Origin of the sequence: Sorangium sp. So ce887, from assembly GCF_051521455.1 — a bacterium.
Lineage (GTDB): Bacteria > Myxococcota_A > Polyangia > Polyangiales > Polyangiaceae > Sorangium.
Genome location: NZ_CP150354.1, coordinates 7,955,522 through 7,977,448 on the forward strand (window position 1 = coordinate 7,955,522; position 21,927 = coordinate 7,977,448).

General features: G+C 71.4%; 17 protein-coding genes. 7 read left to right on the forward strand and 10 right to left on the reverse strand.

Annotated elements, in window-relative coordinates:
- Nucleotides 1-455: 455 nt before the first annotated feature.
- The 3 genes from WMF36_RS29300 to WMF36_RS29310 form a co-directional block, all read right to left on the reverse strand.
- On the reverse strand, nt 456-1,556 hold the full coding sequence (locus WMF36_RS29300) for a sugar ABC transporter permease (protein ID WP_437574069.1): 1,101 nt from the start codon (nt 1,554-1,556) through the stop codon (nt 456-458).
- Nucleotides 1,553-3,076 (reverse strand): sugar ABC transporter ATP-binding protein, encoded by a 1,524-nt coding sequence (locus tag WMF36_RS29305; RefSeq protein WP_437574070.1) that lies wholly within the window; start codon nt 3,074-3,076, stop codon nt 1,553-1,555. The genes WMF36_RS29300 and WMF36_RS29305 overlap by 4 nt, the downstream gene beginning before the upstream one ends.
- 217 nt (nt 3,077-3,293) lie before the next feature.
- Complete coding sequence (locus WMF36_RS29310) at nt 3,294-4,124, reverse strand: hypothetical protein (RefSeq protein WP_437574071.1); 831 nt, start codon at nt 4,122-4,124, stop codon at nt 3,294-3,296.
- Nucleotides 4,125-4,480: 356 nt separating this feature from the next.
- Here WMF36_RS29310 and WMF36_RS29315 point away from each other — a divergent pair, with 356 nt between their 5' ends.
- Together WMF36_RS29315 and WMF36_RS29320 are read left to right on the forward strand one after the other, a co-directional pair.
- The gene (locus tag WMF36_RS29315; RefSeq protein WP_437574072.1) at nt 4,481-5,218 is read left to right on the forward strand and encodes a hypothetical protein; all 738 of its coding nucleotides are present in this window, start codon (nt 4,481-4,483) and stop codon (nt 5,216-5,218) included.
- 2 nt (nt 5,219-5,220) lie between these two features.
- On the forward strand, nt 5,221-6,390 hold the full coding sequence (locus WMF36_RS29320; RefSeq protein WP_437574073.1) for a zinc-dependent alcohol dehydrogenase: 1,170 nt from the start codon (nt 5,221-5,223) through the stop codon (nt 6,388-6,390).
- 152 nt (nt 6,391-6,542) lie between these two features.
- On the opposite strand, the gene WMF36_RS29325 is transcribed toward WMF36_RS29320, so the two are convergent.
- Nucleotides 6,543-7,175, reverse strand: coding sequence for a DUF4142 domain-containing protein (locus WMF36_RS29325; RefSeq protein ID WP_437574074.1), 633 nt, complete (start codon nt 7,173-7,175; stop codon nt 6,543-6,545).
- 475 nt (nt 7,176-7,650) lie between these two features.
- On the opposite strand from WMF36_RS29325, the gene WMF36_RS29330 reads away from it, so the two are divergent.
- On the forward strand, nt 7,651-9,987 hold the full coding sequence (locus WMF36_RS29330; RefSeq protein ID WP_437574075.1) for a DNA polymerase II: 2,337 nt from the start codon (nt 7,651-7,653) through the stop codon (nt 9,985-9,987).
- 46 nt (nt 9,988-10,033) lie between these two features.
- On the opposite strand, the gene pgm is transcribed toward WMF36_RS29330, so the two are convergent.
- Complete coding sequence (gene pgm, locus WMF36_RS29335) at nt 10,034-11,680, reverse strand: phosphoglucomutase (alpha-D-glucose-1,6-bisphosphate-dependent) (protein ID WP_437574076.1); 1,647 nt, start codon at nt 11,678-11,680, stop codon at nt 10,034-10,036.
- A gap of 164 nt (nt 11,681-11,844) precedes the next feature.
- Here pgm and WMF36_RS29340 point away from each other — a divergent pair, with 164 nt between their 5' ends.
- The 4 genes from WMF36_RS29340 (at nt 11,845) to WMF36_RS29355 (ending at nt 14,690) form a co-directional block, all read left to right on the forward strand.
- Complete coding sequence (locus WMF36_RS29340) at nt 11,845-12,081, forward strand: hypothetical protein (protein ID WP_437574077.1); 237 nt, start codon at nt 11,845-11,847, stop codon at nt 12,079-12,081.
- A 6-nt stretch (nt 12,082-12,087) separates the two neighbouring features.
- A complete protein-coding gene (locus WMF36_RS29345; protein WP_437574079.1) occupies nt 12,088-12,843 on the forward strand; it encodes an alpha/beta fold hydrolase in 756 nt (251 codons plus the stop codon).
- 317 nt (nt 12,844-13,160) lie between these two features.
- Nucleotides 13,161-13,667 carry a DUF4329 domain-containing protein gene (locus WMF36_RS29350; RefSeq protein ID WP_437574080.1) on the forward strand — a complete coding sequence of 169 codons (507 nt, stop codon included), beginning with the start codon at nt 13,161-13,163 and terminating at the stop codon, nt 13,665-13,667.
- A 465-nt stretch (nt 13,668-14,132) separates the two neighbouring features.
- On the forward strand, nt 14,133-14,690 hold the full coding sequence (locus WMF36_RS29355; RefSeq protein ID WP_437574081.1) for a hypothetical protein: 558 nt from the start codon (nt 14,133-14,135) through the stop codon (nt 14,688-14,690).
- 159 nt (nt 14,691-14,849) lie between these two features.
- Here WMF36_RS29355 and WMF36_RS29360 read toward each other — a convergent pair whose 3' ends face one another.
- The 5 genes from WMF36_RS29360 to WMF36_RS29380 form a co-directional block, all read right to left on the reverse strand.
- Nucleotides 14,850-15,752 (reverse strand): hypothetical protein, encoded by a 903-nt coding sequence (locus WMF36_RS29360; protein ID WP_437574082.1) that lies wholly within the window; start codon nt 15,750-15,752, stop codon nt 14,850-14,852.
- Between the two features lie 133 nt (nt 15,753-15,885).
- Nucleotides 15,886-17,067: an oxygenase MpaB family protein gene (locus tag WMF36_RS29365; protein ID WP_437574083.1), complete on the reverse strand. Its 1,182-nt coding sequence runs from the start codon at nt 17,065-17,067 to the stop codon at nt 15,886-15,888.
- A gap of 285 nt (nt 17,068-17,352) precedes the next feature.
- Complete coding sequence (locus WMF36_RS29370; RefSeq protein WP_437574084.1) at nt 17,353-18,027, reverse strand: STAS domain-containing protein; 675 nt, start codon at nt 18,025-18,027, stop codon at nt 17,353-17,355.
- Nucleotides 18,028-18,426: 399 nt separating this feature from the next.
- Nucleotides 18,427-20,427: an SUMF1/EgtB/PvdO family nonheme iron enzyme gene (locus WMF36_RS29375; RefSeq protein ID WP_437574085.1), complete on the reverse strand. Its 2,001-nt coding sequence runs from the start codon at nt 20,425-20,427 to the stop codon at nt 18,427-18,429.
- A gap of 147 nt (nt 20,428-20,574) precedes the next feature.
- Nucleotides 20,575-21,852 carry a patatin-like phospholipase family protein gene (locus WMF36_RS29380; RefSeq protein ID WP_437574086.1) on the reverse strand — a complete coding sequence of 426 codons (1,278 nt, stop codon included), beginning with the start codon at nt 21,850-21,852 and terminating at the stop codon, nt 20,575-20,577.
- Nucleotides 21,853-21,927 lie beyond the last annotated feature (75 nt).

Sequence of the window (21,927 nt, forward strand, 5' to 3'; positions counted from 1 at the left end):
TCCTCGTCCTCCTGCCGGTCCAGGCCCTCAGCAGGTGGCGATTGGATGCATGCGGCAGCCCCCCGTCGCACCAGACGCAACTCTTCCTCTCCCCCCCTCTATGCGCAGGACAGACCCCCACCTCCCCCGGACGAGCTCCGGCTCACGAGCCCCCGACCGCCCCCTCACGAGCCCCCGACCGCCCTCTCACGAGCCCCCGACCGCCCTCTCACGAGCCCCCGACCGCCCTCTCACGAGCCCCCGACCGCCCTCTCACGAGCCCCCGACCGCCCTCTCACGAGCCCCCGACCGCCCTCTCACGAGCCCCCGACCGCCCTCTCACGAGCCCCCGAGCGGCGGCTCACCCGCACAGGAGACGGACCCAGATCGGCGTTTTCGGCGCACAGGCGCACTCCAGTGCGCCGAGCACCGAAAACGTCGAGATGGGCCCGTATCCGAAGCGGGTGAGCCGTCGCTCAGTGGGAGCGGGATTTGCGGCTGGCCATGTCGATGCCGACGGCGAGGATGAGGATCACGCCCTTGATGATCGGCTGCCAGAAGCTCTCGGTGTTCATCAGGCTCATGCCGTTGTCGAGCGAGGCCATGACGAGCGCGCCGAGCAGCGCGCCCCAGATGGTGCCCTGTCCGCCGAGGAGCGACGTGCCCCCGATCACGGCGGCCGCGATGGCGTCGAGCTCCATCATCCGGCCGGCGTCCGAGGTCGCCGAGCCGACCCGGGCGGTGAGCACGATGCCCGCGATGGCCGACATCACGCCCATCAGCGTGAACACCGCGATGAGGTGACGATCGATGTTGATGCCGGAGTAGAAGGCCGCCTCGCGGTTGCCGCCGATCGCGTAGAGGTGCCGCCCGAACGTCGTGTGCTTCGCCAGCACCGTGAACGCGGCCGCGAGCAGGATGACGACCAGCACGGGGAACGGGACACCCTGGTAGGAGTTCATCAGCGCGGCGAACGCGAGGGTGAACACGGTGAGCCCGAGCCACGGGAGGCGCGCCGAGCCGGTCGCGCGCGCCGCCTTGTACAGCAGCACGACGGAGAGGAGGCCCGCGCCCGCCCAGCCGAGCGCGTGCGGCACATACGCCTGGCCGACGAACAGGTAGGGCCGCGCCGGTGACACGGAGACGCCCCCGGTGGTGCCGAGCATGGCGCCCTGGAAGATGAGCATCCCGCCGAGCGTGACGATGAAGGGGGGGATGCGCAGCCGCGCCACGAGCGTCCCCTGCACGAAGCCAAGGAACGCCCCGAGGGCGAGCGGCAGGAGGAAGGCGGCCGGCAGCGGCCAGTCGAGGTTCACGTAGATGATCGCCGACGTGGCGCCGAGCAGGCCGGCCAGGGCGCCCACCGAGAGGTCGATCTGCCCCGCGACGATGACCATCACCATGCCGACGGCCAGGATCGAGGTCACCGACATCTGCCGCGCGAGCAGCGTCAGGTTGCGCGACGTCACGAACGTCCCGTCGGTCGTGATCGAGAAGGCGACCCAGATCGCGATGAGCGAGCCAACCATCGAGAGGGCGCGCCAGGGGATACGCACGCGAAGCTTCGCCTCGCTCATTCCGTCACCTTCCTCGTTGCTGCAGCCATCACGCGCTCGGCGGTGGCGTCCTTCCGGTCGAGGCAGGCGGTCGCCCTGCCCTGGGTGAGCACCAGCACGCGGTGGCTCATGCCGAGCAGCTCCGGCAGGTCGGAGGAGATGAGCACCACGGCGAGCCCGTCCGAAGCGAGCTTGTGAATGAGCTGGTAGATCTCCGCCTTCGCCCCGACGTCGATGCCCCGGGTCGGCTCGTCGAGCAGGAGCACGCGCGGCCCCGTCATCAGCCACTTGCCGATGACGATCTTCTGCTGGTTGCCGCCCGAGAGCTGGTTCGCGAGCGCGAGCGGCCCCGGCGCCTTGGTCCTGAGCGCCCTCATCTGCTCGACCGCCGTGGCCTCCCGCGCGGCGTGATCGAGGAAGAGCCCCTTCACGAACCGGCGCAGGGTCGCGAGCGTGATGTTGTCGAGGAGGGTCGCCTCGAGCACGAGGCCGTAGCGCTTGCGATCCTCGCTGACGAGCGCGATGCCCGCCTCGATGGCCCGGGCGGGCGCCGTGAACGGCGGCGAGGCGGGCCGTCCGCAGACCGAGATCGCGCCGGTGACGCGGCTCTGGGCCGCGCCGAAGATCGTCGAGACGAGCGCGGTGCGCCCGGCGCCCATGAGGCCGCCGACGCCCAGCACCTCGCCGGCGCGCACCTCGAAGCTCACGTCGCGCAGCACGAACCGTCCGGGGTGCCCCGCGTCCTCGACCGACCAGCGCTCGACCGAGAGCGCGACGGGGCCCTCCGGCGGCGGCGGGCAGGGATAGAGGTTCGTCACCTCGCGCCCGACCATGAACGAGATGACCTTGTCCGGCGAGAGCTCGGTCCGCGGCTGCGTCGTGATCGATTTGCCGTCCCGGAGGACCGTGATGCGGTCGGCGATCTCGAAGACCTCCTCGAGACGGTGGCTGATGTAGATGCAGGAGACGCCGCGGGCGCGCAGGTCGCGCAGCAGGCCGAGCAGCGTCCTCACGCCGGAGTCGGTGAGCGCCGCCGTGGGCTCGTCGAGGACGAGGATCTTCGCGTCCTTGAGCAGCGCCTTCGCGATCTCGACCATCTGCTGCTGGCCGATGCCAAGGTCCTTGATCGGGCGCTCGGGGTCGACGTCGAGCCCCACGCGCGCGAGCGCCTGCCGCGCCACGGCCCGCACCGCGTCCCAGTCGATGAGCCCTCCCCGGACGGGCTCGCGCCCGAGCACGAGGTTCTCGGCCACGGTGAGGTCGGGGACGAGCGCGAGCTCCTGCGCGATGAGCGCGATCCGGTGCTCCTCGGCGCCGCGCATGCTGCTGAACTCCACGACGCGGCCGTTCAAGCGGATCTCGCCGCCGTACGTGCCGGCCGGGTAGTAGCCGCACAGGGTCTTGATGAGGGTGCTCTTGCCCGCGCCGTTCTCGCCGCAGAGGGCGTGAATCTCGCCCTCCTGGAGGTCGAACGATACGCCGTCGAGGGCTTTCACGCCCGGGAACTGCTTCGTTATCGATGCGAGCTCGAGGAGAGGCATTGTCCTGGGCGCAGGTGCGGAAGCGCGGCCACGTTTACCCGGGACACGCCTGAGATGCAAGCACTTATTTCGGACGGCGCCCGGGCGGCGCACGGACGAGCTGCGCGGGCAGTCGTCGCCGTCGCCGTCGCCCGGGCCAGCTGGAAGCGCAAGACGTGCAGAATGAATGACGGCCCGCGGCGCGACGGCCCCTGGGGAGAGGCCGGCGCGAGGGCGCTCAGTTGTAGAAGCCGAGGTCGTCGATGTAGACGTCGAACGAGGCCGCGTCGGTGATCTGGAACTGGATGGAGTAGAGCTTCGCCGCGTCGATCTGCTCGGTGCCCGCCGGATCGCCCCAGCCGCCCTGCTTCATGTCGGCGAAAGGAATGGTGAACTGCTGCCACTCCTCGGTGACGGCGAGGTCCTTCTTCCACGGGTCGCACAGGTCGGAGCAGGCACCGCCGACCGGGTCCGTGCCCGGGTCCGAGATCAGGACGACCGCGCCCGTGCCGGAGCTCGGACCGAGCTTGGCCCAGAACGTGATTCCGGTGTACGCCGAGGCGTCATATTCGGTCTTGGCCCCCTCGACGCTGTTCAGATCGAAGCCGAACCCGATGCCCCAGTCCTCGAAGCCCGTGCCCCAGGAGCGCGCCGCGTACGCGCTCTGCCCGCGCGCCGGATCGAGCTCCGCCATGGTGAAAGGCGTCTCCCCGGTCCCGTCCGGATCGGGCGGAGGATTCTGCGTGGCCCCCTCCGTCCCGTCATTGAAGGTGTACCAGTAGCCGACTCGACCCCCCTCGGGCAGGAGGGCATTGTCGCCGTCCTCCATGTCATCGATCATCTCGATCGTCTGGGGGCCGCCGCCCGTGCCCGTCGTCGCCGAGGTGCTCGCGGCCGTCGTGGTCGAGGTGGTGGGCTCCGTGGTCCCCGTCGTCGTCGTGGTCGACGGTTCCACGGTGCCCGAGGTGGTGCTGCCCGCGCCGCCCGCGCCGCCCGCGCCCCCGGAGCCGCCCCCGTCGTCATCACCGCACCCCGCGAACGCCGCCACGGCCAGGCCGGCGATCGCCAAGTTAAATCCGCGCAGAAAAATTCTAGTCTTCATACGTTCGAGTCTCCGTACTCCGCCAAATGCCAATCAGGAGTCGCCTTAAGCCGGACATCATGTGAGTTAAGGAGCGTCCTGGCGCGCCGAGTATCGCCCGGAATTTCAGGCACCGCAACCTTCTTCTCTCCACGCTGCAATCCGTCTTTCTCGCGTACGCCGCGAAAGGGAGCGCTCGCGCGGAGCTCCTTGCTGGGGCCGCTCGCAACGGCGGTGGAGTGTTCGGAGCATCGTTGCAACGTGAGCGGCTGGATCATCGCGAGTGGCCGCCTGCTTGCAACGCGCCTTCGTGGGCTCTCTGGACGAGGCTCGAGGGGGGAAAGATGGCAAAAAAGAAGGCTGTCCTGCGAGCGCGCGCCGCGGCGCAACGTACGGAGCAGAGCGCGGGCCGGGAGCGGAGCGCGAGCGAGGGCGCGCCCCCGCCGGAGCAGGAGAGGGCCTCGCCGGGAGCGCAGGTGTTCGCCGCAGGGCCGGGCGAGCCGTGCGCGCCGCTGCCGCGAAGGAGGGGAATCGCGAGGCGGCTCTGGAGCCGCGTGGAGACGGCGGCATACCGCGCCTTCGAGCGGATCTCCGGGCTGTCCGAGGAGCGGCCGGCGCTCGGGGTCGAGATGGCGGCGCCGGTGCTGCGGGCGCTCGGGGTGCACGCGCCGCGGATCGCGAGCAGCGTCACGGTGAGCCGGGCGCGCGCGGCGGTGCTGTGCGCGCTGTACGACGCGGAGGGCGTGCGGCGCTACCTGCAGCGGGTCGCGCGCGTGGAGAGGGGCGTGGCCGAGGGGACCTCGACGATCTGGACGTCCGGCATGGAAGGCCGGGAGCGCGGGAGGACAGGGCTCGTGTCGCTCGCCGAGGCGCCGGGAGCGCGGGGCACGGAGATCCGGGTGGTCCTGCCCGGCGCGCGGCCGAGGGGGCGGCTCGCCCGCGCGGCCGGCGCGCTGCTCGCGGAGGTCCCGAAGCGGCGGCTGCGGGGCGATCTGCGGCGGTTGAGGCAATGGATCGAGATCGGAGAGATCCCGACGACGGTGGGGCAGCCGTCCGGCCGGACAGGCCGTGAAAGGATGTGATCATGCGAGCGATCTGCTGGAACGGGGTGAATGACGTCGTCGTCGAGTCGGTGCCGGAGCCGAGGCTCCTCGGCCCGCACGACGCCATCGTCCGCGTCTCGCTGTCGTCGGTCTGCGGCTCGGATCTGCACCTGCTCCACGGGTACGTCCCGACGATGAAGGAGGGAGACATCCTCGGGCACGAGTTCCTCGGCGAGGTCGTGGAGACCGGCGCGGAGGTGAAGCGGGTACAGCGGGGTGATCGGGTGGTCGTGGCGTCCATCATCGGGTGCGGGCGGTGCGCGTATTGCCAGAGCGAGCTGTGGTCGCTCTGCGAGAACTCGAATCCTCACCACGTGGTGGCGGACCGGGTGTTCGGGGACACGACGGCCGCGATCTTCGGCTACTCGCACGCCTTCGGGGGGGTCGCGGGGAGCCACGCCGAGTACGTGCGCGTGCCGTTCGCGGATCACGGCGCGTTCAAGGTGCCCGACGGGGTGCGGGACGAGAGCGCCCTGTTCGCCTCCGACGCGCTCTCGACGGGCTACATGGCGGCCGAGCTCTGCGACATCCGCCCGGGCCAGGTCGTGGCCGTGTGGGGGTGCGGCGGCGTCGGTCAGATGGCGATCAAGAGCGCCTATCTCCTCGGCGCCGAGCGCGTGATCGCGATCGACAGGGTCCCGGACCGCCTGGCGATGGCGAAGGCGCACGGGGGCGCCGAGGTCCTGAGCTACGCCGAGGTCGACGTGCAGGAGGCGCTCCGCGAAATGACGGGCGGGCGCGGCCCCGACGCCTGCATCGACGCGGTCGGCATGGAGGCCGACGGCACGGGCCTGCAGTACGCGTACGACCGGGTGAAGCAGACGTTCCGGCTGCAGAACGACCGTCCGCTCGTGGTGCGCGAGGCGATGCTGGCCTGCCGCAAGGGCGGTACGGTGTCGATCGTGGGCGTCTATTCCGGGTTCGCCGACAAGATCCCGCTCGGCGCGCTCATGAACAAGGCGCTGATCGTCAGGACCGGACAGCAGCACGGACAGCGGTACATCCCGAGGCTGCTCGAGCTCATGCAGCGCGGCGACCTCGATCCTTCGTACCTCGTGACGCACCGGATGTGCCTGGACGACGGGCCGCGCGGATACCGGCTGTTCGACGAGCGCGCGGAAGGGTGCATGCGCGCGGTGTTCGCACCCTGACGCCGGGCCACGGAGGGGGTGGTGGCCTATTTGACCCGGAGTGAATCCCATGAAGGCGGGAAGGCAGGAAGGCAGGAAGATCATTGATCTTTTCTTCCCGCCTCCCCGCCTTCATGTTCAAATCCGGCCACCCCCCTGGAAAGAGCGGGGAGCTAGCGACCCTGCTCTGACGGCGTGCCCTGCTGCTTCTCCAGCGTCGCCAGGATCGTCCGCGCATGCTCCAGGTGGCTCGCCACCTCATCACGAATGCGCTGGAGCTCCTCCTTCAGGGCCGGCGCTTCCGCCTTCGGGATGAGCTGCTCGTCCAGCATCCGCAGGGCGTAGCGGTGCGTCATCACCTGGGTGGCCATGAACACCTGGTCGAATTTCTTGGCCGGCTGTTTGCGGAGGTAATTCGCGAAGACCGGCGAGTGCCCGACGAGCATCGCGCTCATCCGCGTCGGCTGCACCTCGATCCTGAGACGCAGGAGAACCGCGCTCAGACGGCGCTCGGTCTGGGTGTGGGATTCGAGCATCTCCCTGGCGAAATCCTTGACCTCGCGCGACCGCGCCTGCTTGCGGGCGATCGTCGCCAGGGTGATCTCGATCTGGTTGCTGGCCGAGATGATCCCGGCGATGGCGCCGTCCGACACCTGGGCCTGCGCGCGCTGCGGCCTCTGCTGCTGCGGCCTCTGCTGCTGCGGTCTCTGCTGCTGGGAGATCTGCGCACCTTTCTGAGCGTAACCTCCCCGCCCGGTCGCGTGCGCAGAGCTGGCGATGACGCTCGCGGCGAGCGCGGCGATCACCGCGACGCGATGCTTGAAATGATGACGCATCATGGTGGATTCCCTTCCTTGATTTCCACGGAGCGCTTCACGGACCCATCCATGGACGCCCGCGGTTCACGACGTCTCAGACATCAAGCAAGCGGTGGACCCGCTCTCGACGGAATCGGCGCGACCGCGCTGCTCACCTCGAGGCGCGCAGGGAGGGCGATCGCCGCGCACCCGGCGAGCGCTCGTCGCCGCCTCTCAGGCCTTCACGGCGAAGAGGGAGTCTTGCCGTCATCCATCGAGAGAGAGCGCCTCCGCGAAAGGCGTCCTCTCCGGCGGAGGCCGGCTCCCTCGACCCTCGCGCTCCTCCGGGAAATCCTGGGCGCGGGGGGCGAGAGGGGGTTGCGGGGGGCCGGCCCCGGTGGTCAAGTGTGGCGTGGCGCGGAGCGGTCCCGGGCCGCCCGCGCGCCGGCGACGAGCTCGCACGGAGGCCTCCGCGCACCCGCACATGCCTGACCGCGGCTTCATCCTCACGCCCACCTACCGGGTCGTCGCCGGCTGCCCGGAAATCCATCTGTACGCGGTGATGGAGGACGGCACCCCGGCGCTCGTCATCGAGGACCGGTTCAGGCCTTACTTCTTCGTGCGCGAGAGCGACGCGGACATCGCGCGGCGGCTCGCGGGCAACCGCGTCTCCCCGGAGGCGCTCGAGACGCTCGACGGCGAGCCGGTCCTGCGCATCGACGCCGCGCTCCCGCGGGACGTCGCGGCGCTGCGCGACAAGCTGGCCGAGGCCGGCGCCGACGCCCTCGAGGCGGACGTGCGCTTCGCCTACCGCTTCCTCATCGATCGCGGCGTCCGCGGGGCGTTCGCGGTCTCCGGGCCGTTCGAGCTCCGCCCAGGCGTCGGGCGCGTGTACCGCAACCCCGAGCTCGTCCCCGCGACCTTCGTCCCGGCGCTGCGCGTGCTGTCGCTCGACATCGAGACGAGCCTCGACGGCGAGCACCTCTTTTCAATCGGCCTCGCGGGGGCGGGCGGCGAGCGCTGCCTCCTCGTCCGCGACGAGCCCGTGCCCGGCGGCCTGCCCGCCTACGTCGAGCGCTTTCCCGACGAGCGGTCGCTCCTCGAGCGGTTCCTCGCGTACGTCGCGAAGGCGGATCCCGACGTCCTCACCGGCTGGAACATCCCCGACTTCGATCTGCCCGCGCTCCAGCGCTACTGCCGCCGCGCCGGGCTCTCGTGCGCGCTCGGGCGGGGCGCTGACGAGATCGCGATCCTGCGCGATCCGGGCTTCTCGCGCGAGGCTCGCGCCATCCTCCCGGGGCGCGTGGTGCTCGACGGCCTCGCGCTCCTCCGCAGCGCCTTCATGCGCCTCGACGATTACCGCCTCGAGACCGCCGCGCAGACGATCCTCGGGCGCGGCAAGCTGTTCGGGTCCGAGGACCGGGGCGCCCAGATCGAGGCGTCGTACCGCGACGACCCGGCCCGCCTCGCGGCCTACAACCTCGAGGACGCCCGGCTCGTCCGGGATCTGCTGGAGAAGACCGGGCTGATCGAGCTCTCGGTGCGGAGGAGCCTGCTCACGGGCATGCAGGTCGACCGCGTGGGCGCGCAGATCGCCGCGATCGACTCGCTGTACCTGCCCGCGCTCCGCGCCCGCGGCAAGGTGGCGCCGTCGGTGTCGAGGGAGGCGCCGGACGAGGAGGTCGAGATCGCCGGCGGCCTCGTGCTCGAGCCGCTCCCGGGGCTGTACCGCAACATCGTGGTGTACGATTACAAGAGCCTCTATCCGAGCCTCATTCGCACCTTCAACATCGATCCGCTGACGTTCGTCGCCGGGGACGGCGCGCCGCCCGAGGCGCTCATCGTGACGCCGGGCGGCGCGGCGTTCCGGCGCGGCGAGCCGGGCATCCTCCCCGAGCTCGTCGCGCGGTTCTGGGACGAGCGGGCCGATGCGCGGCGGGCGGGCGATGAGCGGGGCGCGATGGCGATCAAGATCCTCATGAACTCGCTCTTCGGCGTGCTCGGCTCCCCGGCGTCGCGCCTGTTCTCTCCGGCCGTCGCGAACGCCATCACCAGCGCCGGCCAGCACGTCATCCGGCTGACGGCCGAGGCGGTGCGGAAGGCCGGACACCGGGTCCTCTATGGCGACACCGACTCGCTCTTCGTCGAGTTCGGGGAGCCGGACGCCGCGCGCGCCGCCGCCCGCGCCGAGGAGCTCCGCGACGCCGTCTCGGGGTCGGTCGCCGCCGAGATCGGGAGGACCTTCGGGTGCGAGAGCCGGCTGGAGCTCGAGTTCGAGAAGGTCTATGCGCGCTTCCTTTTGCCCGAGCTGCGCGGCGCCGCGCAGGGCAGCAAGAAGCGGTATGCGGGCCTCGTCGCCGGCGAGGGCGGCGGCAAGCTCGAGATCGTCGGGCTCGAGGCGGTCCGGCGGGACGCGAGCGCCGTGGCGCGGCGCTTCCAGCGGGAGCTGCTCGATCTCGTGTTCCACGATCGCCCGGTCGAGGGCTTCGTGCGGGCCTTCGTGACGGAGCTGCGCGCGGGGCGGTTCGACGCGGAGCTCGTGTACAAGAAGGCGCTGCGGAAGCCGCTCGGCGCCTACACGAAGACGACGCCGCCGCACGTCAAGGCGGCCCGCAAGCTGAGCGGGGACGCGGGGCGGATCGTGGCTTACGTGATCACGCGCGCGGGCCCCGAGCCGGCGGGCCAGACGACCGCGCCGCCGGACTACGACCATTACGTGTCGCAGCAGCTCAAGCCGATCGCGGACTCGGTGCTGCGGTGGCTGGGCGGGCCCGATTTCGACGCGATGACCGGCGCGCGGCGGCAGCTGTCGCTCTTCTGACCCGGCGACCCGGCGCCGCGTCCTCACGGCGCCGCCGCGCCCGGGCTCACTTGCTCGACAGCGCGTCGGCGACCATCGCGCGCGCCTCGTCGAGCACGCGATCGAGGTGCGCCTGGTCCTTGAAGCTCTCGGCGTAGATCTTGTAGACGTCCTCGGTGCCCGAGGGCCGCGCGGCGAACCAGCCGTTCTCGGCGACGACCTTGAGCCCGCCGATCTCGCCGCCGTTGCCGGGCGCGCGCGTGAGCTTCGCGGTGATCGGCTCGCCCGCGAGGGAGGTGGCGCGCACCGCGTCGGGGGAGAGCTTCTTGAGCACGCTCTTCTGGCTCGGCGTGGCGGGCGCGTCGATGCGGGTGTAGAGCGGCGCGCCGAAGCGCTCGGTCAGGTCGCGGTAGTGCTCGGCGGGGTCGCGGCCGGTGCGCGCGAGGATCTCGGCGGCGAGCAGGTCGAGGAGGATGCCGTCCTTGTCCGTGGACCACACCTGCCCGTTGCGCCGCAGGAACGAGGCCCCCGCGCTCTCCTCGCCGCCGAAGCCGAGCGAGCCGTCGAGCAGCCCGTCGACGAACCACTTGAAGCCGACCGGCACCTCGCGCAGCGGGCGGCCGAGGTGCTTCGCCACCCGGTCGATCATGCTGCTCGAGACGAGCGTCTTGCCCACGGCCGCGTCAGGCCGCCAGTGCGGGCGGTTCTGGTACAGATAGGAAATCGCCACGGCGAGGTAGTGATTCGGGTTCATCAGCCCGGCGCTGCGCGTGACGATGCCGTGGCGATCCGAGTCGGCGTCGTTGCCGAACGCGAGGTCGTAGTCGTCCTTGAGCGCGATGAGGTTCGCCATCGCGTACGGCGACGAGCAATCCATGCGGATCTTGCCGTCGTGATCGAGGGGCATGAAGCTGAAGGTGGGGTCGATGACCTGGTTCACCACGGTCAGATCCAGCCCGAATTTCTCGGCGATCGGCGCCCAGTACGCGATGTTCGAGCCGCCGAGCGGGTCGACGCCGAGGCGCAGCTTGGCGCCGCGCACGGCCTCGAGATCGACGACGTTGCCGAGATCGGCGACGTAGGAGCCGATGTAATCGTACGGGTGGGTCGTCGACGCGTGCAGCGCGGACTCGTAGGGCATGCGCTTCACGCCCGCGTTGCCGGCGCGGAGCAGCTCGTTGGCGCGGTCCTCGATCCAGCCGGTGACGGTGGTGTCGGCGGGCCCGCCGTTGGGCGGGTTGTACTTGATGCCGCCGTCGTCGGGCGGGTTGTGCGAGGGCGTGATCACCACGCCGTCGGCGAGCCCCGAGGTGCGCCCGCGGTTCTGGGTGAGGATCGCGTGCGAGATGACCGGCGTCGGCGTGACGCCGTTGTGCTCGGCGAAGAGGACGTCGACGCCGTTGGCCGCGAAGACCTCGATGACGGAGCGCTGCGCCGGCTCGGAGAGCGCGTGCGTGTCCATGCCGAGGTAGAGCGAGCCCGTCGTGCCCTGCTTCGCGCGGTAGTCGCAGATGCCCTGGGCGATCGCGAGGACGTGGGCCTCGTTGAAGCTGCGCCGCGCGGCCGAGCCGCGGTGACCGGAGGTGCCGAAGGCGACGCGCTGCTGCGGGTCGCTCGGGTCGGGGACCTCGCTGTAGTACTGCGCGCGCAGCTTGTCCGGATCGATCAGCACATCGGGCGGGGCTTTACGGCCTGCGAGGGGGTGGAGCGGCATGAGCCTCCGCATAGCCGAGCGCGCGGGACGAGCAAAGCCTTCCGCGCGGCGCTGCGGCCGCTCCGCCTTTCGGCGCACCGGACGCCGCGGCGAGCGACGCCGCACGAGCGCGCCACGGGCCGAGCGCGCGGCGCGCCGGGAGGCCTCCTTTCCTGCTGATCTGCGTGCTGCGTCCCGGTATCCTCGTCGGGTCGCGCATGCGGAGCGATCGAGACCTCAAGACGCACCGGCGCGCCCGCACGATCGCTGTCGCGGCGGTGCTCCTCGCCTGGCTCTCTGGCTGCGCCGACGCGCAGGCCACCGCCGGCGCCCCGGAGCCGCGGGCAACCGCCTCGGCCTCGCCGCGCCCGATCGCCGTGGTCGTCGAGCGCGGCGTCGAGTACACCCGCGCTCCCGACTGACGGCCCATGGTGCCCGGCAACGAGCCGCTCAGGCTGCTGCTCCTCCCCGGCCTCGACGGCACCGGCGCGCTCTTCGAGCCGTTCCTCGAGGCGCTGTCCGGCGACATCGCGCCGGAGGTGGTCTCCTACCCTGCGGACAGGGCGCTCGACTACGACGCGCTCGAGGAGCTCGTCGCGGAGCGCCTCCCCGCGGACGGGCCGTACGCGCTGCTCGGCGAGTCGTTCTCGGGGCCGCTCGCGCTCCGCCTGGCCTGCCGGCGCCCCGGCGAGCTCGTCGGCGTCGTCCTCGTGGCCACCTTCGTCACGAACCCGGTGTGGCTCGTCCCGTCGCTCGCGCGGCACCTCGTCGGTCCGTGGCTCTTCCGCCGGCGCGCGCCGGCGTTCGTCTCGCGCCGCTACCTCGTCGGCGCGGGCGCCACCGCCGCGTGGATCGAGCGCGTGGCCGCGAACGTGGCGACCGTCGACCCCGCGGTGATGGCGGCGCGCGTGCGCGAGGTGCTCTCGGTGGACGCGCGCGCGCTGCTCCAGCGCTGCGCCGCGCCGCTGCTCTACCTGGGCGCCGCGGGCGACGCGCTGGTGCCGCCGCGCGTGCTCCGCGAGCTCCGCCGCCTGCGGCCCGACCTCGAGTCCGTCACGGTGGACGCGCCGCACCTCGTGCTGCAGCTCGCGCCGGAGGCGTCGGCGCAGGCCACAGAGGGGTTCCTGAGGCGCGCGGCAGCGCTGCCCAGGAGCGCAGCGCCCGGCTGTCCGGGCGGTCTCTAGTGCGCCGAACCTGCTGAAGATCCTCCGGCGAGGGGTCGGTACCCATCATCACCCGTGCATCGTCGCTCCAAATTGCGAGCGAGGCTTCGTAGCAGGAACGTAACGCAGCCGAGTGTTGACGCAAACAATCCGGCGCACATACGCTGACCTCCGTCCGGCTGAAGCAAGCGGACGTGTGCTGTACGGGGACTACCGGGGCCCCTTCGCGTCGTCCAGCAGGTCATCGGACGAGGCGCCGGACTTTGTGACGATTCAGAGAGCGATGTTCCTGCATCGCAGCCGACCTTTACTGGACTCAATTCAAGGAGATCCTACTGATGGAACAGAGACATGCAGGCGTGAGAGCGCTCGTTGGTGCTGCCTTTGCCCTTCTGGCAGCTGTCGTTTCTTCGGGCTGTATTTACGAAGCTGCCGAGGAGGAGAAGACGGAAGAGTCCGCGAGCGCGCTCTATGACAGCCCGCAGCTTGTGGGGAGCGGCGTGCTGGCGTTGCAGGCCGCGCAGAACCTGACACAAGCCAACGGAAACCTGTGGGAATACTGCGGCCTGGTGGTCCGGAAGGCCAACGGCCAGTACCGCGCCGGAGCCCCGGTGACACAGAATTCCCAGACGTTCTGCTCCGCGAGCATCTCGCTCTCTGCGGGTGAAAGCGTCGTCGGCTACTATCACACGCACCCTGCAGGGGTGGACACCGAGTTCAGCCCCGAGGACATAGCCGACGCCGAGGCCGACAGTCGCATGTATTTCGTGGCGTGCAGCGATGACTGTGGGTACAGATATGACCCTGCGACGAATATCACCTCGCATCTAGGTTGCTCGTTCTGACAAATCCAGTAGCATCGATCGAAGTCGCAAAAACCCCTCCGCTCGGCCCGCTGCAAGGATGAGGTCTTCATGCGCATGACGTGGTTGCACTGTATCGGCGGCGTTGCTGCTGCGACGTTCAGTCTCTGCTCATGCGCAGCCAGGAGCGCGAGAGAAGCCGCACCGACGAAGGTAGACCATGGCGTCCACCAGCCGGCCACAGGCGCTGCCGATGGGCAGGGGGCCGGGCGTGGGGCTCCGTGGCCCGGTTGGGTCGCTGTCCCGGACCCCCAAACCCGTCCGGACGACATCGAGTGCGCCGGGCAGCTGTCAGCACCGATGTGGGGTCTCCGGCGCGATGACGGGGGACGCGTGCTCCCTGTCCAGGTGGGCAAGTGGGCTCCCGTCGTAGACCCCCTCCCGGTCGAGCTGCCAGCTGAGCTTCGTTCCAGCATCCCCGCCGACGCTGCACGTCGCGTTATCGATGTGGACGATGGCTGGCTGGTCGCGGTCGACAAAGGGGAGTTCGGCGCGGGTCTCTTCTGGGTCGACAAGACGGGGATGCGAGGCCGACGCATCGACACGGCGCTCGACGAGCGTATCCGATGGATCTCACGCGTCACGTTCGGGCTCATCGGGGTCGCCGGGCTGTGCCATGGCGAGGCGTGCGCGAGGCACACGAAGCTCTATCGAATCGACCGCAACGAGCGAGGTGACTGGGCGCTGACGCCGCACGCAGATGTCGTCGGCTGCCCCGCCGCGCGCGTGCTCGATCCAGGCGCCGATGCGGTGCTCATCGGCACATGCGGCGCCCTGTACCGGGTGACCAAGGCGGGCGTGGATACGGTGGGCCAGTGGTCGAACCTGCTGATACCGCGCGCGTTCGAGGCATCGGTGACAGGGGATGCGCACGGCGACTATCACGTGAGCTTCGGCCGGCTGATCGCACGGTTCTCGGGCAGCGGAAAGCCGGACTGGTTCGCTCCGACGTCCTGCGCGAGCGTGCAGCGTGATGCAGGCGGAGCGTGCTCCTGCGTCCAATGACCGCGCCGAGGCTGGCCGGGCCAGCGCCGTCGCGCTCGGCTCCCCGCGCGACTTCCTGACGAAGCCGATGGCCCCCGAGGCGTGATGTTCGGCGACGCGAAGATCGCCGCCCGCCGCCGAGGAGGTGAGCCGGCCCGCGGCGGGCTCAGGACCTGCGGTTCACAGCGGGCGCTGCGCCGCGAGCGACTCGAGCCACGCCGCGCACGCGACGTCGTCTGCGGGCGGCTGCACGCCCTTCAGGAGATACCACGCCTCCCGGTGCTGCGCGCGGGCGCCCGGCTCCACGCGCTGCAGCGGGCCGAGCGACTCCACCTCGAGCATGTCCTGGTTCGTGAAGGCCTCGAAATTGACCCCCATGTCCGGGTAGGTCGCGCCCTCGACGAACGGGAACCGCTTCAGGAACACGTTCCCGTGGTTCGCGTACGCCGCGTAGCCCTGGCTCACGAGCATACCCACCTTCTGCGGGGCCTCGCCGGCGACCTGCCGCAGGCGGAGCACGCGCTTGCCCCAGGTCCACCGGGGATCGGTCATGTCGACGTAGGGCCACAGCACGAGCGGCCGCGCCGGCAAGAGGCGGTCGGGGTGCGGGAAGAACGGCGCGTGCGGGAACAGGCACTCACCGCCGCCCGCCATCACGGTGAGCGACCAGGGCGTGAGCTCGACCGCATAGGCGCCGTGGTTCTCGATCGCATGATCGAGGACGAACCTGCCCGCCGCGGCGTCCGCCGTGATGCGGATCTCCTTCTGCATCCCGTACCTGTCCGGGGCGGAGCGGAACACGTGCGCGCCGTTCTCCTCCCGATACTCCACCGGATCGTTGTCGGGCTGCAGCGTCCGCTGCTCGTCCTCCGGGCCGATCCAGAGCCGGTGGCCACCGTAGAACCTGTACCTGGTCCCGCCCGTCGCGCCCTGATCTTCGGGGATCTCGGACAGCTCGTTCGGACCGCCGATGACGCCGTACCGCATGATCCGCGGGCCGATGTCGAGCGTGACGACGAGCTCCGTGTCGCCACAGACGAGGCGCGCGGCGCGCTTCCAACCGCCGTAGGGGATGATCTCCATGAGGGAGGTCTCGTACCGCAGAACCCGATCGCGGTTCAACCCCGACAGCCGGGCGAGCTCTTGGCGCAGGGCCTCCGGAAGGCCCGCACGCGGCGCGCTCGGAGCCCGCGCGGCCCCGCAGCGGTTCGCTCGCTCAGGGCCGGTCGCCGGCGAAGCGCTCCGGAGGGGCGAAGTCGGCCGGACGGCCGCCGAGGCCGACCGCGATGGCGCGCTCCCAGTAGCGGCCGCCGAGGCCGAGCGCGAAGTCCTGCAGCGACGGCAGCGCGTGCGCGCGGCTCGAGGCGGCGGCGACGGCGCGGAGCAGCGGCACGGCGAGGAGCGAGGTCTGCCGCGGCACTCCGAGCTGCTCGGCGAGCTCCTCGCCCAGGACGGCGCGGGATACGCAGCAGAAGATGGCCATGATCCGCTCGGCGCGCCGGCGCTCGCCGTCGCTCCGCGCGCTGCGGATGCTGTGGGTGACCAGCGCGTCGACGAGCATGCGCGAGTCGTTGTCCGGCGCGCCCTGCGTGACGAAGATCATCTCGGCCAGGCGCCTCGCCCCGGCGCACGACCCCGGGATGAGCTCCGGCTCGACGCCGATGACGTAGGCCACGTAGCGCCAGAGATGGATGAGGTCCTCTTTCTGGTCGGGCGGGATGTGGTAGCCGAGCTTGTCGAAGCCGTCGAGCACCGCGACCGAGAAGAGCAGCGCCGTCGCGACCATGTCGTGCTGGTTGATCGGCTCGCCCCAGAGCGATGTCTGCCACCGGCCGCTCGCGCGGATGAGGCGCCGCACCTGGGCGTGCATGATGCGCACCTTCACGGTGATCGCGAAGCCCTCGCCGGAGCGGCGCATGCCGTTCGCCTGGCTCACGGCGTAAACGAACCGGCTCGTCTCGCCGAGGCGACGCCCGGCCTGCTCGCGGAGCCTCCCCGAGAAGACGAGCGGTTTGTTCCCGCCGGGCGAGGCGTACCCGAGGATGAGCGCCTGCATCGCGAGCAGGACCCCCCCGAGCACGCCCGTGCGCAGGAACGCCGTCCCGCCGCGGTTCACCGCCTCCCAGTCCACCCAGAGGGGCACGTGGTCGACCGCCGCGAAGAGCGCCCGCAGCTCGGCCGGGGCGTCTTTGGCGACGTGGTCGACGCCGCGCGCGAGGGCGGCCTCGAGGAGGCCAAAGCCCTGGCCCGAGGGCATCGACGCGAACGCCTCCACGACGGCGTCGGCCACCGGATCGACGCGGAGCAGGAAGGGCGCGAGGCGATCGAGCTGGTCGCCGAAGCGACGGCGGGCATCTGCGGTGTCCTGGAACCGAGAAGGGATCGTCGCGTTCTTCATGCGGTGATACGGAATCCCTTGGCACACCGACGGCGTTACGCAAAGGCGAGCCCGTACGGCCGGCGCCGCCTTCCGGCGAGCACTTCCCTGGAGCCGTGAGCGGCGATGGGGTGCCAGCCCGGGCGCTGCCCCACAGCGTCGCGGGTCGCCCAGCTCGGTAGTCGATGCTGCATGGCGGGAGGGCGCCATCCCCCTCGTGAGGTGAAGTGGAGAGGTGAATTCCACGACCGCGCGGTCAGCGCAGCGCGCTCTCGGGGTCTCCACCGCCGTGAGTCTCTGCCGCGCTCAGGTCTCCGTCCGGCGCGGCGCCTCGATCTGCCCGGCGCCGCGGCGGATCACCTCGGCGATGTCGTGCGCCTTGCGCTGCGCCAGGCAGAACCTGAGGCCTTCCCGCAGGCTGCGCATCGGGTTCAGCTCATCGAACGAGACGCCGAGGGTGACGAGCGTCGCTGCGACGTGACCGCCCAGCCCGGTGAGGACGCAGCGCGCGCCGAGGAGCTGCACCGCCTGGGCGAGCTTGACGAGGTGCAGGGCGGTCATCGAGTCGATGACCGTGACGCCGGTGAGGTCGAGGATCACCCACTCGACGTCGCTGTCGTCCGCCACGCGGGCGAGGAGCCGCTCGGTCACCTCGACGGCCCGCACCGAGTCGAAGAGCCCGACGAGCGGGAGCGTGAGGATGCCGTGCCAGATGTCGATGATCGGCACCGAGAGCTCCCGGATGGCGCTGTCCTGGCGCTGGATGGTCTCCAGCTGGCTCTCGAGCTCCCGCTTGGAGGCAGCGAGCGCGGTGAGCGCCAGCGCGCTCTGCTGCGTCGTCGTGGAGAGCTCGGAGAGAAAGACCCTCAGCGCCTCCTCGACCACCCCGAAGGCGTCCTGCTCGACAGCCTCGATCTGCTTCAAGGCGAGCTCGATCTCTCCCGTCGATGCGAGCGCGACCGCGTCGATGACGCGTTGCATCCGACGCTCCTCGAAAGAGATCATGTTCTCGGATTCTTGCATGGGCTCCTGTGCGCTCAGCAGGGGTTGACCGAAAGGCCTCGCTGCTCCTTCGCGGTGTCGAGGCGCGGTGTCGCCCTCAACGGCGGCCGGCGCGCCCAGACGCGCGCGTGGCGGCCTGACCGCGTGCACCAGGCCGCACAACTACACCTGTTTAGATATCCTACCTGACGGCCCGCCGTGGGAATCGGCTTTCGACCCAGGACAGACAAATAGCCCATCCTCGTCACGGCTGGAAGGAACCTGCTCGTGGGATCGGCCGAGCCGCGGCTCGCCTCCGTGGGTCTGCCCACGAACCGGCGGGCTCATCGTTCTTCGAGCGCCTCTCGGAGACGGGCGGACAAGGGGGGTGGCTCGCGCTCAATCGACCGTGCGAGCGCAGCGGAACCCGGTCGAGACGTCGCCCGCCTCGCGGTCGAACGCGAGGCGGAACGTCGACTTCGCCGCGCTCGCCGAGAAGTCCCACGATCCGCCGCGGAGCACGCCCTTGCTGCCGGCCGCCGGCACGCGGGGATCGGTCTGGGCGCCCTTCGCATAGACGCCTGGATCCCAGCCGTCGGCCACCCACTCCCAGACGTTGCCCGCCATGTCGAGCGCGCCCGACGGGCTCGCCCCGGCCTTCACCGAGCCGACCTCCTGGGTGCCTTTGCCGGGCGCGCCGCAGCCGTGTCCCGAAGACCGCGACACGATCGCGTGCGCGCACCCCGGCGGCTCGTTGCCCCACGGGTACTCGCGGCCGTCGGCGCCGCGCGCGGCGTACTCCCATTCGGCCTCGGTCGGGAGCCGCTTGCCGGCGAAGGCGCAGTACGCGGCCGCCTGCGCCTGATCGACGCACGAGATCGGGTGCTGCGACTTCGCGGGATCCCCCGCGGTGCAGAGCGCGCCGCGCTGCTCGACATCCGCGTCGGTCGCGCGGGGGCCGTGCAGGCCGCTCGGCGTGCACCGGCCCGCCTCGACGCAGCGCTCGTAGGCGGCGACCGTGACCTCGGTGCGATCGAGATCGAACGCGCGGGTCAGCGTCACCTCGTGGGGCGGCCGCTCGGATTTGCCGCCCTTTGCGCTGCCCATCGTGAACCGACCCGCGAGCACCCGGACCATGTCCGTCGGCGGCGCCTTCACCGGCGGCGCGGCCAGGCCGCCGCGCGCGCGCGCCGGCGGCGCGCCGTCGGGGGCGCGGTGCTGGAAGAACGCGACGGCGCCCGCGCCGGCAGCGGCGGCCAGCGCGGCCGCCGAGACGACCGCGGGCAGCAGGCCGCGCCGCCGAGCGGCCCCGGCAGCCGCGGGCGCGGCGGGAGGCGATCCCGGAGGCGGCGGCCCCGGCGGCGCCGCGCTCGCGGAGAGGCCGCGCATCGTGGTGACGCGCGGGGCGGGCGGCGCGCCTGCGGGAGCGGGCAGCGCGCCTGCGGGAGCGGGCAGCGCTGCGGGCGCGGACGTCGCGGCCATCGCGGCCTCGAGCGCTCCCCAGAGCTCGCCCGCCGTGCGGTAGCGCTCGCGCGGCTCGACGGCGAGCGCGCGGCGCACCACCGCCTCGACGGCGTCGGGCGCGCTCACGCCCGCGCCGCGCAGGCTCGGGCGGAACGCCGGATCGGTCGCGGCGATGTAGAGCTGCGTGACGTCGCTCCCGAGGAGGGCGCGATTGCCCGACGCGACCTCGATGAGCACCAGGGCGAGCGCGAAGACATCGGTCCACGGCCCCGTCGCGCCGAAGCGATGGTGGAACTGCTCCGGCGCGCCGTAGTGGACCGTGAAGGCCCGGAGCGCGCTCCCCGTCTCGGCCATCGCCTGCGTCATGCTCGACAGCTCGCTGAGCACCTTGGCGATGCCGAAGTCGAGGACCTTCATCGTGCGCCGGCCGCCGATGTCGGCGAGGAACAGGTTCGCCGGCTTGATGTCGCGGTGGGCAACGCCCTGCGTGTGCGCGACCTCGAGCGCGAGCGCCGCGGGCGCGAGCAGGGAGATCGCCTCGGCGAGCGGGCGCGCCGCCTCGCCGCGGGCGCGCCGCGCGGCGATGTCGTGGTCGAGCGGCGCGCCGTCGAGCCACTCGAGCACGAGGTACGGCGTCCACTCGCCCGACGGCGAGACCGCGGCGCCCGTGTCGAGGGCCTGCACGATGCCGGCGCTCGCCCGGGAGAGGCGGTGGAGGAGCCGGCCCTCGTTGAGGAGCATCCGCTGGAACGCCTCGCGCTCGGCCGGAGCCAGCGCCCCGAGCTGCTTCAGGCACTTGACCGCCACCGGCTCGTCGAACCCGAGGTGGTGGCCGCGGTAGACGACCCCGAATCCGCCCTCGCCGACGACGGCGTCGAGCCGGTATTTGCCGCCGATCGTCGCGCCCACCCAGCCGAAGGGATCCGAAGGTGCCATCGCCCGGCGCGAGTCTACACCGGGCGCCGCTGCCGCGCGGAAATCGCGCCGTGCTCGGGTGTGGAGAGCCCGGATGTCGTCATTGCGTTTCAGGGCTCGAGAGGGTCCGGAGGCGATCCGGAGGAGGCCTGTGTCCCCGAGCCCCCCTCAGCGCGCCCGCGCCTCGAACCCGCCCGGGCTCAGCGCCCGCTCGAAGAACGCGCACAGCTCCTCGTGCCGCGCCCGCGCATCCGCGCGGCCTATCTCGATGAGCCGCCCGGCGAACTCCCCGTCGAACAGCAGGTACGACAGGAAGTCGGCCTCGCGCTGCTCGTCCCCGTCGGCGAGGCGCCGCATCACGCGGCCGAGCACGCTCGTGGTCCGCGCGCGGAACGCCGGCGAGCGAACGAAATCCGCCGCCAGGCTGCCGATGTTCTTGGAGCAGCGGATGAGCAGCGACCGCATCGGCCGGAGCGTGCGCCCCGGCGGGAGCCCGAGCTCGTCGTTCAGCTCGTCGATGAAGCCCTCGCCATAGCGGCGCCGCCCCGCCTCGAGGATGCCGTTGATGCTCTCCAGGCGCGCCAGGTCGTTGTCGATCCGGTCGAGCATCAGCGCGTTCAGCGTCTTCCCGAGCAGGAAGAGCGGCCCGGGGAAGCCCGGCGCGTCGCGCTCGGTCGCCGCCGAGGCCGGCTCGATGTACCGCGGATTGACGACGATCACGCCGTCGGCCCCGAGGCGCCGCGCCGGCGACAGCGGGACGTTCTGGCGCAGCCCGCCGTCGCAGTAGAGCTCGCCGTCGATGCTCACCGGGCGGAACAGGATGGGGAGCGCGGACGAGGCGAGCGCGTGCTCGGCGCGGATCGCGGTGGCGCGCGGGGAGATCGTCGGATCGTGGCTCCAGGGCGGCAGACCGGGCTCGCGGCGGTGGACGAAGACGACGGTGCGGCCGCTCTTGACCAGCGTCGTCGACACGGTCACCGCCGACAGGAGCCCTCGCTCGAGGTGGCCGTCGATCCGCTCGAAGGGGATGGCCTCCGCGATCTGCCGCTCGAGGCCCGACGTGTCGAGGAGCGCCGCGTGGCCGCCGCTCGAGGGCGCGCTCGGGGCCCCGCCACGGAGCAGGTCGTGCCCGACCGCGAGCACGCCGCGCACGTCGAGGCGCACGAGATCGTCGATGCGCAGGCGCGTCCACACCCCGGCGAGGCGCCGCGCGCGGCTCCGCGCCTCGTCCGCGAACGCGGCGAGCCCGCAGACGTTGATGGCGCCGACCGAGGTGCCGCACAGGATGTCGAGCGGCGCCTCGCGGCCGAGGTCGCGCGAGACCTCCTCGAGGATGTGCTGCACGATGCCGACCTCGTAAGCGCCGCGGGCAGCGCCGCCGGCCAGGACGAGCGCGATCTTGGGGGCGCGGCCATTCCGGGTCGAAGCGGGCGAGAGGTCGACCATGCTCTCAGAGTACCATGATCGCCAGCGCGACACCGACCCTGAAAAGCGCGCCGCGCGCGGCGCCATGCTACATCC

Coding starts and splice junctions, on each gene's coding strand:
- WMF36_RS29345 (WP_437574079.1), top strand. CDS start 12,088: ATGGTGCCCGGCAACGAGCCGCTCAGGCTGCTGCTCCTCCCCGGCCTC.
- pgm (WP_437574076.1), bottom strand. CDS start 11,680: ATGCCGCTCCACCCCCTCGCAGGCCGTAAAGCCCCGCCCGATGTGCTG.
- WMF36_RS29380 (WP_437574086.1), bottom strand. CDS start 21,852: ATGGTCGACCTCTCGCCCGCTTCGACCCGGAATGGCCGCGCCCCCAAG.
- WMF36_RS29360 (WP_437574082.1), bottom strand. CDS start 15,752: ATGGAGATCATCCCCTACGGCGGTTGGAAGCGCGCCGCGCGCCTCGTC.
- WMF36_RS29370 (WP_437574084.1), bottom strand. CDS start 18,027: ATGCAACGCGTCATCGACGCGGTCGCGCTCGCATCGACGGGAGAGATC.
- WMF36_RS29315 (WP_437574072.1), top strand. CDS start 4,481: ATGGCAAAAAAGAAGGCTGTCCTGCGAGCGCGCGCCGCGGCGCAACGT.
- WMF36_RS29300 (WP_437574069.1), bottom strand. CDS start 1,556: ATGAGCGAGGCGAAGCTTCGCGTGCGTATCCCCTGGCGCGCCCTCTCG.
- WMF36_RS29330 (WP_437574075.1), top strand. CDS start 7,651: ATGCCTGACCGCGGCTTCATCCTCACGCCCACCTACCGGGTCGTCGCC.
- WMF36_RS29365 (WP_437574083.1), bottom strand. CDS start 17,067: ATGAAGAACGCGACGATCCCTTCTCGGTTCCAGGACACCGCAGATGCC.
- WMF36_RS29375 (WP_437574085.1), bottom strand. CDS start 20,427: ATGGCACCTTCGGATCCCTTCGGCTGGGTGGGCGCGACGATCGGCGGC.
- WMF36_RS29305 (WP_437574070.1), bottom strand. CDS start 3,076: ATGCCTCTCCTCGAGCTCGCATCGATAACGAAGCAGTTCCCGGGCGTG.
- WMF36_RS29350 (WP_437574080.1), top strand. CDS start 13,161: ATGGAACAGAGACATGCAGGCGTGAGAGCGCTCGTTGGTGCTGCCTTT.
- WMF36_RS29320 (WP_437574073.1), top strand. CDS start 5,221: ATGCGAGCGATCTGCTGGAACGGGGTGAATGACGTCGTCGTCGAGTCG.